Origin of the sequence: Salmonella sp. NW1250, from assembly GCF_051812965.1 — a bacterium.
GTDB classification, from domain to species: Bacteria; Pseudomonadota; Gammaproteobacteria; order Enterobacterales; family Enterobacteriaceae; genus Salmonella; species Salmonella enterica.
Genome location: NZ_JAMNDD010000004.1, coordinates 415,390 through 423,474 on the forward strand (window position 1 = coordinate 415,390; position 8,085 = coordinate 423,474).

At 51.2% G+C, this 8,085-nt stretch carries 12 protein-coding genes; 11 read left to right on the forward strand and 1 reads right to left on the reverse strand.

Annotated elements, in window-relative coordinates:
* Window position 1: 1 nt before the first annotated feature.
* Both NBA72_RS09780 and slyD read left to right on the forward strand, forming a co-directional pair.
* Window positions 2-202 carry a YheV family putative zinc ribbon protein gene (locus NBA72_RS09780; protein ID WP_001007735.1) on the forward strand — a complete coding sequence of 67 codons (201 nt, stop codon included), beginning with the start codon at window positions 2-4 and terminating at the stop codon, window positions 200-202.
* Window positions 203-296: 94 nt separating this feature from the next.
* Window positions 297-887: a peptidylprolyl isomerase gene (gene slyD, locus NBA72_RS09785; RefSeq protein ID WP_000861341.1), complete on the forward strand. Its 591-nt coding sequence runs from the start codon at window positions 297-299 to the stop codon at window positions 885-887.
* A gap of 189 nt (window positions 888-1,076) precedes the next feature.
* Here the strand turns inward: slyD and NBA72_RS09790 are convergent, their stop codons facing one another.
* Entirely contained in the window at window positions 1,077-1,295 is a 219-nt protein-coding gene (locus NBA72_RS09790) for a protein SlyX (protein ID WP_001152701.1), read from the reverse strand.
* A gap of 219 nt (window positions 1,296-1,514) precedes the next feature.
* Between NBA72_RS09790 and fkpA the strand changes: the two genes are divergently transcribed.
* From fkpA to NBA72_RS09835, 9 genes are all read left to right on the forward strand, one after another.
* Window positions 1,515-2,333: an FKBP-type peptidyl-prolyl cis-trans isomerase gene (fkpA, locus tag NBA72_RS09795; protein ID WP_000838222.1), complete on the forward strand. Its 819-nt coding sequence runs from the start codon at window positions 1,515-1,517 to the stop codon at window positions 2,331-2,333.
* Between the two features lie 276 nt (window positions 2,334-2,609).
* Window positions 2,610-3,332, forward strand: coding sequence for a helix-turn-helix transcriptional regulator (locus NBA72_RS09800; protein ID WP_000091471.1), 723 nt, complete (start codon window positions 2,610-2,612; stop codon window positions 3,330-3,332).
* A complete protein-coding gene (gene tusD, locus NBA72_RS09805) occupies window positions 3,332-3,718 on the forward strand; it encodes a sulfurtransferase complex subunit TusD (protein WP_001268011.1) in 387 nt (128 codons plus the stop codon). The genes NBA72_RS09800 and tusD overlap by 1 nt, the downstream gene beginning before the upstream one ends.
* Window positions 3,718-4,074 carry a sulfurtransferase complex subunit TusC gene (tusC, locus tag NBA72_RS09810; protein ID WP_000820705.1) on the forward strand — a complete coding sequence of 119 codons (357 nt, stop codon included), beginning with the start codon at window positions 3,718-3,720 and terminating at the stop codon, window positions 4,072-4,074. The genes tusD and tusC overlap by 1 nt, the downstream gene beginning before the upstream one ends.
* Window positions 4,075-4,081: 7 nt before the next feature.
* The gene (tusB, locus tag NBA72_RS09815) at window positions 4,082-4,369 is read left to right on the forward strand and encodes a sulfurtransferase complex subunit TusB (RefSeq protein ID WP_000903400.1); all 288 of its coding nucleotides are present in this window, start codon (window positions 4,082-4,084) and stop codon (window positions 4,367-4,369) included.
* 125 nt (window positions 4,370-4,494) lie between these two features.
* Window positions 4,495-4,869: a 30S ribosomal protein S12 gene (rpsL, locus tag NBA72_RS09820; protein WP_000246815.1), complete on the forward strand. Its 375-nt coding sequence runs from the start codon at window positions 4,495-4,497 to the stop codon at window positions 4,867-4,869.
* Between the two features lie 95 nt (window positions 4,870-4,964).
* Window positions 4,965-5,435 (forward strand): 30S ribosomal protein S7, encoded by a 471-nt coding sequence (gene rpsG, locus NBA72_RS09825; RefSeq protein ID WP_001138043.1) that lies wholly within the window; start codon window positions 4,965-4,967, stop codon window positions 5,433-5,435.
* Between the two features lie 96 nt (window positions 5,436-5,531).
* Window positions 5,532-7,646: an elongation factor G gene (fusA, locus tag NBA72_RS09830; RefSeq protein WP_000124693.1), complete on the forward strand. Its 2,115-nt coding sequence runs from the start codon at window positions 5,532-5,534 to the stop codon at window positions 7,644-7,646.
* Between the two features lie 71 nt (window positions 7,647-7,717).
* Window positions 7,718-8,085, forward strand: a 368-nt coding sequence (locus NBA72_RS09835) for a GTP-binding protein (protein ID WP_002444880.1), incomplete at its 3' end; no start/stop codon positions are given.

Sequence of the window (8,085 nt, forward strand, 5' to 3'; positions counted from 1 at the left end):
AATGGCAATCCGTAAACGTTTTATTGCAGGCGCGAAATGTCCGGCCTGTCAGGCGCAGGACACAATGGCGATGTGGCGTGAAAATAATGTCGATATTGTTGAATGCGTTAAGTGCGGGCATCAAATGCGGGAAGCGGATAAAGACGTTCGCGAGCATGTTCGCAAAGAAGAGCAAGTGATCGGGATTTTTCATCCGGACTAGCGATATGCCGCAGGTTTTTTTAAGCTAAGGGGTACACGGCTGCAGAATTCCGCTACAATCTGCGCCACTATTCTTCCCATGCTCAGGAGATATCATGAAAGTAGCAAAAGACCTGGTGGTCAGCCTGGCCTATCAGGTACGTACAGAAGACGGTGTGTTGGTTGATGAGTCTCCGGTGAGTGCGCCGCTGGATTACCTGCACGGTCACGGCTCCCTGATCTCTGGTCTGGAAACCGCGCTGGAAGGCCATGAAGTTGGCGACAAATTTGATGTCGCTGTTGGCGCGAACGACGCTTACGGCCAGTATGACGAAAATCTGGTGCAGCGTGTGCCTAAAGACGTCTTTATGGGCGTTGATGAACTGCAGGTAGGGATGCGTTTCCTGGCGGAAACCGACCAGGGCCCGGTACCGGTAGAGATTACCGAAGTGGAAGACGATCACGTTGTGGTTGATGGTAACCACATGCTGGCGGGCCAGAATCTGAAATTTAACGTAGAAGTTGTTGCGATTCGTGAAGCGACTGAAGAAGAACTGGCTCACGGTCATGTTCACGGCGCGCACGATCACCACCACGATCACGGTGAAGATGGCTGCTGTGGCGGTCATGGTCATGACCATGGTCACGAGCACGGCGGCGAAGGCTGCTGCGGCGGTGGTGGTAAAGGCGGCTGCGGTTGCCATTAATCCCCGTCGTCTTTCAAGCCACCGCGGTGTTGGCTACGCTTTCAAACCCCGGTCACATAGTTATCTATGCTCCCGGGGAATTTTCAAGCTTGCCGCCTTGCTGTGACTCGAAATCCTTAGGGTATTATCATTGGTTCCGATAAATCATCGGGCACAAAAAAAGCGGGTTATCCCCGCTTTTTTTTCGTCTCAATAATGCGGCGGCGGCGTTTCTTCTGCCTGAGAGGCGATATTTGACGGCTGACTGGCTTTTAACTTTTCCGTGAGCAAACGCAGATGATCGCGCAGCTTCGCCATCTCCATTTCATGTGCGGTTACCGTCAGGTTTAGTTCTTCTATGGTAATCTCCTGGAACGCCAGACGGCTTTCCAGTTCAGCCAGACGAGCTTCCATCGTGATATCCTGCATGATGTACCTCTTTATGTTGTCTCCGTCGGCGGATTCTACTTAACTTTACCGGCTTTCACAGCAACCATTACGCGCCCTACGAAACTAATTTAAACAAAAAGAGTCTGAAAAGAAGTGATAATAGGGCGTGTTCGTATGTTGATTTGTTCTGCAACGATTTATAGTACGCTTCTTACGTAAGTTAACATGGGGCGAGATGCCCCGGCCCTGGAGATATGGATGAAATCACTGTTTAAAGCCACGCTGCTGGCAACTACGATGGCCGTTGCTATGCACGCACCGATCACTTTTGCTGCTGATGCGGCGAAACCGGCAGCTACCGCTGATAGCAAAGCAGCATTTAAAAACGACGATCAAAAAGCGGCTTATGCGCTGGGCGCCTCGCTGGGTCGTTACATGGAAAATTCGCTTAAAGAGCAGGAAAAGTTGGGCATCAAACTGGATAAAGATCAGTTGATTGCCGGCGTTCAGGATGCCTTTGCCGATAAGAGCAAACTGTCCGATCAGGAAATTGAGCAAACGCTGCAGACGTTTGAAGCACGCGTGAAGAGCGCTGCTCAGGCGAAGATGGAAAAAGACGCTGCCGATAACGAAGCAAAAGGTAAAGCGTTCCGCGACGCTTTTGCTAAAGAGAAAGGCGTGAAAACCTCCTCTACCGGTCTGCTTTACAAAGTAGAGAAAGAAGGCACAGGCGAGGCGCCGAAAGATAGCGATACCGTTGTGGTGAACTACAAAGGTACGCTGATCGACGGTAAAGAGTTTGATAACTCTTACACGCGCGGCGAACCGCTCTCCTTCCGTCTGGACGGCGTTATCCCTGGCTGGACTGAAGGCCTGAAAAATATTAAGAAAGGCGGCAAGATCAAGCTGGTTATCCCACCGGCGCTGGCCTACGGTAAAACGGGCGTTCCGGGTATCCCGGCGAACTCCACCCTGGTATTCGACGTAGAGCTGCTGGATATCAAACCAGCGCCGAAAGCGGATGCCAAACCTGCCGATGCGGCTGACGCTAAAGCCGCAGATGCTGCTAAAAAATAAAAACTGAGAGCCGCCGCTTGTAATAGCGGCGGTTTTTTTTATTCAGGCCGGATATATTACTCACCATAATTTGATTTGCGGATAACGGCGCTTGCGCTGGTCGTTAAGGGCGAGACCGTAGGCTGAATGACCGCCAACGCACACGTAGTCTGAAATAGACGAGCAAATTAGTACTGGAAAGATGAACCCTCACTGTATTAATTTAATCATCCGCGTAAATAATGAGCCTGCCCTGAAAACATAACGACAGGCTCCTGAAAAGGAGTGTTTTTTTTCATGTCCAGGTCGCTTTTAACCAACGAAACCAGTGAACTTGATTTGCTGGATCAGCGTCCCTTCGAGCAAACCGACTTCGATATTCTGAAATCCTACGAAGCGGTAGTGGACGGGTTAGCGATGCTTATAGGTTCCCATTGTGAAATCGTATTGCACTCTTTGCAGGATCTAAAATGTTCAGCCATTCGTATTGCCAATGGCGAACATACGGGCCGTAAAATTGGCTCGCCGATTACCGACCTGGCGTTGCGTATGTTGCACGACATGACAGGGGCGGACAGTAGCGTGTCGAAATGCTATTTCACGCGCGCGAAAAGCGGTGTCTTGATGAAGTCGTTGACGATTGCCATTCGCAACCGCGAGCAGCGCGTCATTGGTCTACTGTGCATCAACATGAATCTTGATGTGCCATTTTCACAGATTATGAATACCTTTATTCCGCCGGAAACGCCGGAAGTCGGCTCAGCGGTTAATTTTGCCTCCTCAGTCGAAGATTTAGTCACCCAGACGCTGGAGTTCACGATCGAAGAAGTGAATGCCGATCGTAATGTCTCTAACAATGCGAAAAATCGTCAGATCGTCCTTAACCTGTACGAAAAAGGCATTTTCGATATTAAAGACGCCATTAACCAGGTAGCCGATCGTCTGAATATCTCAAAACACACGGTTTACCTCTATATTCGCCAGTTCAAAAGCGGCGATTTTCAGGGGCAGGATAAATAATGCGTTATGCCATTATGGTCACCGGGCCGGCATATGGCACCCAGCAGGCCAGCAGCGCATTGCAGTTCGCCCACGCGCTGCTCAATGAGGGGCATGAGTTAGCCAGCGTCTTTTTCTATCGGGAAGGGGTCTATAACGCCAATCTCCTGACCTCGCCGGCGAGCGATGAATATGATCTGGTACGCGCCTGGCAGAAATTGAATACGCAGCATGGCGTAGCGCTGAACATCTGTGTCGCGGCGGCGCTTCGTCGCGGTATTATTGATGAAACTGAAGCCGGCAGACTGGAGTTGCCGTCCGCCAATCTTCAGCCGGGCTTTACGCTAAGCGGACTGGGCGCGCTGGCGGAGGCATCTCTCACCTGCGATCGGGTGGTGCAGTTTTAATGAAACGTATTGCATTTGTCTTTTCCACCGCGCCGCATGGTAGCGCCTCAGGTCGTGAAGGGCTGGATGCGCTGCTGGCGACGTCAGCGCTAACGGAAGCGCTGGGCGTCTTTTTTATCAGCGACGGCGTCTTTCAGTTATTACCGGGACAAAAACCAGACGCTGTGCTGGCGCGTGACTATATTGCTACTTTCAAGCTCTTTGATTTGTACGATATTGATCAATGCTGGATCTGCGCGGCATCGCTGCGCGAGCGTGGTCTGGAAAACGTTAATTTTGTGGTAGACGCCACGCCGCTGGAACCCGTGGCGTTACGCCGCGAGCTTGGCAACTATGATGTCATCCTGAGATTCTGAGGCGTTTATGCTGCATACCTTACCTCATTGCGCTTCGAGCGTTGATTTTCCCGCTTTGCTGCGCCTGCTAAAAGAGGGCGATGCGCTTTTGTTGCTCCAGGATGGCGTTACCGTCGCGATTGAAGGTAACCGCTTCCTTGAAAGTCTGCGCGATGCCCCCATAACGGTCTATGCCTTGAAAGAAGACATTGACGCCCGCGGCCTGGGTGGTCAAATTTCAGACAGTGTCGTCAGGGTTGACTATACTGAGTTTGTCAGACTCACGGTTAAGTATGCCAACCAGATGGCCTGGTGATGGCGGGATCGTTGTATATTTCTTGACACCTTTTCGACACCGCCCTAAAATTCGGCGTCCTCATATTGTGTGAGGGCGTTTTATTACGTGTTTACGAAGCAAAAGCTAAAACCAGGAGCTATTTAATGGCAACAGTTAACCAGCTGGTACGCAAACCACGTGCTCGCAAAGTTGCGAAAAGCAACGTGCCTGCGCTGGAAGCATGCCCGCAAAAACGTGGCGTATGTACTCGTGTATATACTACCACTCCTAAAAAACCGAACTCCGCACTGCGTAAAGTTTGCCGTGTTCGTCTGACTAACGGTTTTGAAGTGACTTCCTACATCGGTGGTGAAGGTCACAACCTGCAGGAGCACTCCGTGATCCTGATCCGTGGCGGTCGTGTTAAAGACCTCCCGGGTGTTCGTTACCACACCGTTCGTGGCGCGCTTGACTGCTCCGGCGTTAAAGACCGTAAGCAAGCTCGTTCTAAGTACGGCGTGAAGCGTCCTAAGGCTTAATGGTTCTCCGTTAAGTAAGGCCAAACGTTTTAAATTAATGTCAAACTAAACTCGTAGAGTTTTGGACAATCCTGAATTAACAACGGAGTATTTCCATGCCACGTCGTCGCGTCATTGGTCAGCGTAAAATTCTGCCGGATCCGAAGTTCGGATCAGAACTGCTGGCTAAATTTGTCAATATCCTGATGGTAGATGGTAAAAAATCTACTGCAGAATCAATCGTATACAGCGCGCTGGAGACCCTGGCTCAGCGTTCTGGTAAATCTGAACTGGAAGCTTTCGAAGTCGCTCTCGAAAACGTTCGCCCGACTGTAGAAGTTAAATCCCGCCGTGTAGGTGGTTCTACTTATCAGGTACCAGTTGAAGTCCGTCCGGTCCGTCGTAATGCTCTGGCAATGCGTTGGATCGTAGAAGCTGCTCGTAAACGCGGTGATAAATCCATGGCTCTGCGCCTGGCGAACGAACTTTCTGACGCTGCAGAAAACAAAGGTACTGCAGTTAAGAAACGTGAAGACGTTCACCGTATGGCAGAAGCCAACAAGGCGTTCGCACACTACCGTTGGTAATCCCTTCGGAGTCATAGTCACCAGGCGGGCGCTTCAGGTAAGTCGCCCGTTTTGGATAACTTAACTGAACGCCTAAAGATATCAACGAGGAATCAAATGGCTCGTACAACACCCATCGCACGCTACCGTAATATCGGTATCAGTGCGCACATCGACGCTGGTAAAACCACTACTACCGAACGTATTCTGTTCTACACCGGTGTAAACCACAAAATCGGTGAAGTTCATGACGGCGCAGCTACCATGGACTGGATGGAGCAGGAGCAGGAGCGTGGTATTACTATCACCTCCGCAGCGACTACTGCATTCTGGTCTGGTATGGCTAAGCAGTATGAACCGCATCGCATCAACATCATCGACACCCCGGGGCACGTTGACTTCACTATCGAAGTAGAACGTTCCATGCGTGTTCTCGATGGTGCGGTAATGGTTTACTGCGCAGTTGGTGGTGTTCAGCCGCAGTCTGAAACCGTATGGCGTCAGGCAAACAAATACAAAGTTCCGCGCATTGCGTTCGTTAACAAAATGGACCGCATGGGCGCGAACTTCCTGAAAGTTGTTGGTCAGATCAAAACCCGTCTGGGCGCGAACCCGGTTCCGCTGCAGCTGGCAATTGGTGCTGAAGAAGGTTTCACCGGCGTTGTTGACCTGGTGAAAATGAAAGCCATCAACTGGAACGATGCCGACCAGGGCGTTACCTTCGAATACGAAGATATCCCGGCTGACATGCAGGACCTGGCTAACGAATGGCACCAGAACCTGATCGAGTCCGCCGCAGAAGCTTCTGAAGAGCTGATGGAAAAATACCTGGGTGGTGAAGAACTGACTGAAGAAGAGATCAAACAAGCTCTGCGTCAGCGCGTTCTGAACAACGAAATCATCCTGGTAACCTGTGGTTCTGCATTCAAGAACAAAGGTGTTCAGGCGATGCTGGATGCGGTAATTGATTACCTGCCATCCCCGGTAGACGTACCTGCGATCAACGGTATTCTGGACGACGGTAAAGATACTCCGGCTGAGCGTCACGCAAGCGACGACGAGCCGTTCTCTGCGCTGGCGTTCAAAATCGCTACCGACCCGTTTGTGGGTAACCTGACCTTCTTCCGTGTGTACTCCGGTGTGGTTAACTCTGGTGATACCGTACTGAACTCCGTGAAAACCGCACGTGAGCGTTTCGGTCGTATCGTTCAGATGCACGCCAACAAACGTGAAGAGATCAAAGAAGTTCGCGCGGGCGACATCGCGGCTGCTATCGGCCTGAAAGACGTGACTACCGGTGACACCCTGTGTGATCCGGAAAACCCGATCATTCTGGAACGTATGGAATTCCCTGAGCCGGTAATCTCCATCGCGGTAGAACCGAAAACCAAAGCTGACCAGGAAAAAATGGGTCTGGCTCTGGGCCGTCTGGCGAAAGAAGACCCGTCATTCCGCGTATGGACTGACGAAGAATCTAACCAGACCATCATCGCTGGTATGGGTGAACTTCACCTGGATATCATCGTTGACCGTATGAAGCGTGAATTCAACGTTGAAGCTAACGTGGGTAAACCTCAGGTTGCTTACCGCGAAGCGATTCGCGCGAAAGTTACCGACATCGAAGGTAAACACGCGAAACAGTCTGGTGGTCGCGGTCAGTATGGTCATGTTGTTATCGACATGTACCCGCTGGAGCCGGGCTCTAACCCGAAAGGTTACGAGTTCATCAACGACATCAAAGGTGGTGTAATTCCTGGCGAATACATCCCGGCCGTTGATAAAGGCATCCAGGAGCAGCTGAAATCTGGCCCGCTGGCGGGTTATCCGGTAGTTGATCTCGGTGTGCGTCTGCACTTCGGTTCTTACCATGACGTTGACTCCTCTGAGCTGGCGTTTAAACTGGCTGCGTCTATCGCCTTTAAAGAAGGCTTTAAGAAAGCAAAACCAGTTCTGCTTGAGCCGATCATGAAGGTTGAAGTAGAAACACCTGAAGAGAATACCGGTGACGTTATCGGCGACCTTAGCCGCCGTCGTGGTATGCTCAAAGGTCAGGAATCTGAAGTTACAGGCGTTAAGATCCACGCTGAAGTACCGCTGTCTGAAATGTTCGGATATGCAACTCAGCTGCGTTCTCTGACCAAAGGTCGCGCATCGTACACTATGGAATTCCTGAAGTATGATGATGCGCCGAACAACGTTGCTCAGGCCGTAATCGAAGCCCGTGGTAAATAAGCCGCAGGGTTAAAAACCAAAATCCCGTGCTCTCTCCTGAAGGGGAGAGCGCTATAGTAAGGAATATAGCCGTGTCTAAAGAAAAATTTGAACGTACAAAACCGCACGTTAACGTCGGCACCATCGGCCACGTTGACCACGGTAAAACTACCCTGACCGCTGCAATCACCACCGTACTGGCTAAAACCTACGGCGGTGCTGCTCGTGCATTCGACCAGATCGATAACGCTCCGGAAGAAAAAGCGCGTGGTATCACCATCAACACTTCTCACGTTGAATACGATACCCCGACCCGCCACTACGCACACGTAGACTGCCCGGGGCACGCCGACTATGTTAAAAACATGATCACCGGTGCTGCGCAGATGGACGGCGCGATCCTGGTTGTTGCTGCGACTGACGGCCCGATGCCGCAGACCCGTGAGCACATCCTGCTGGG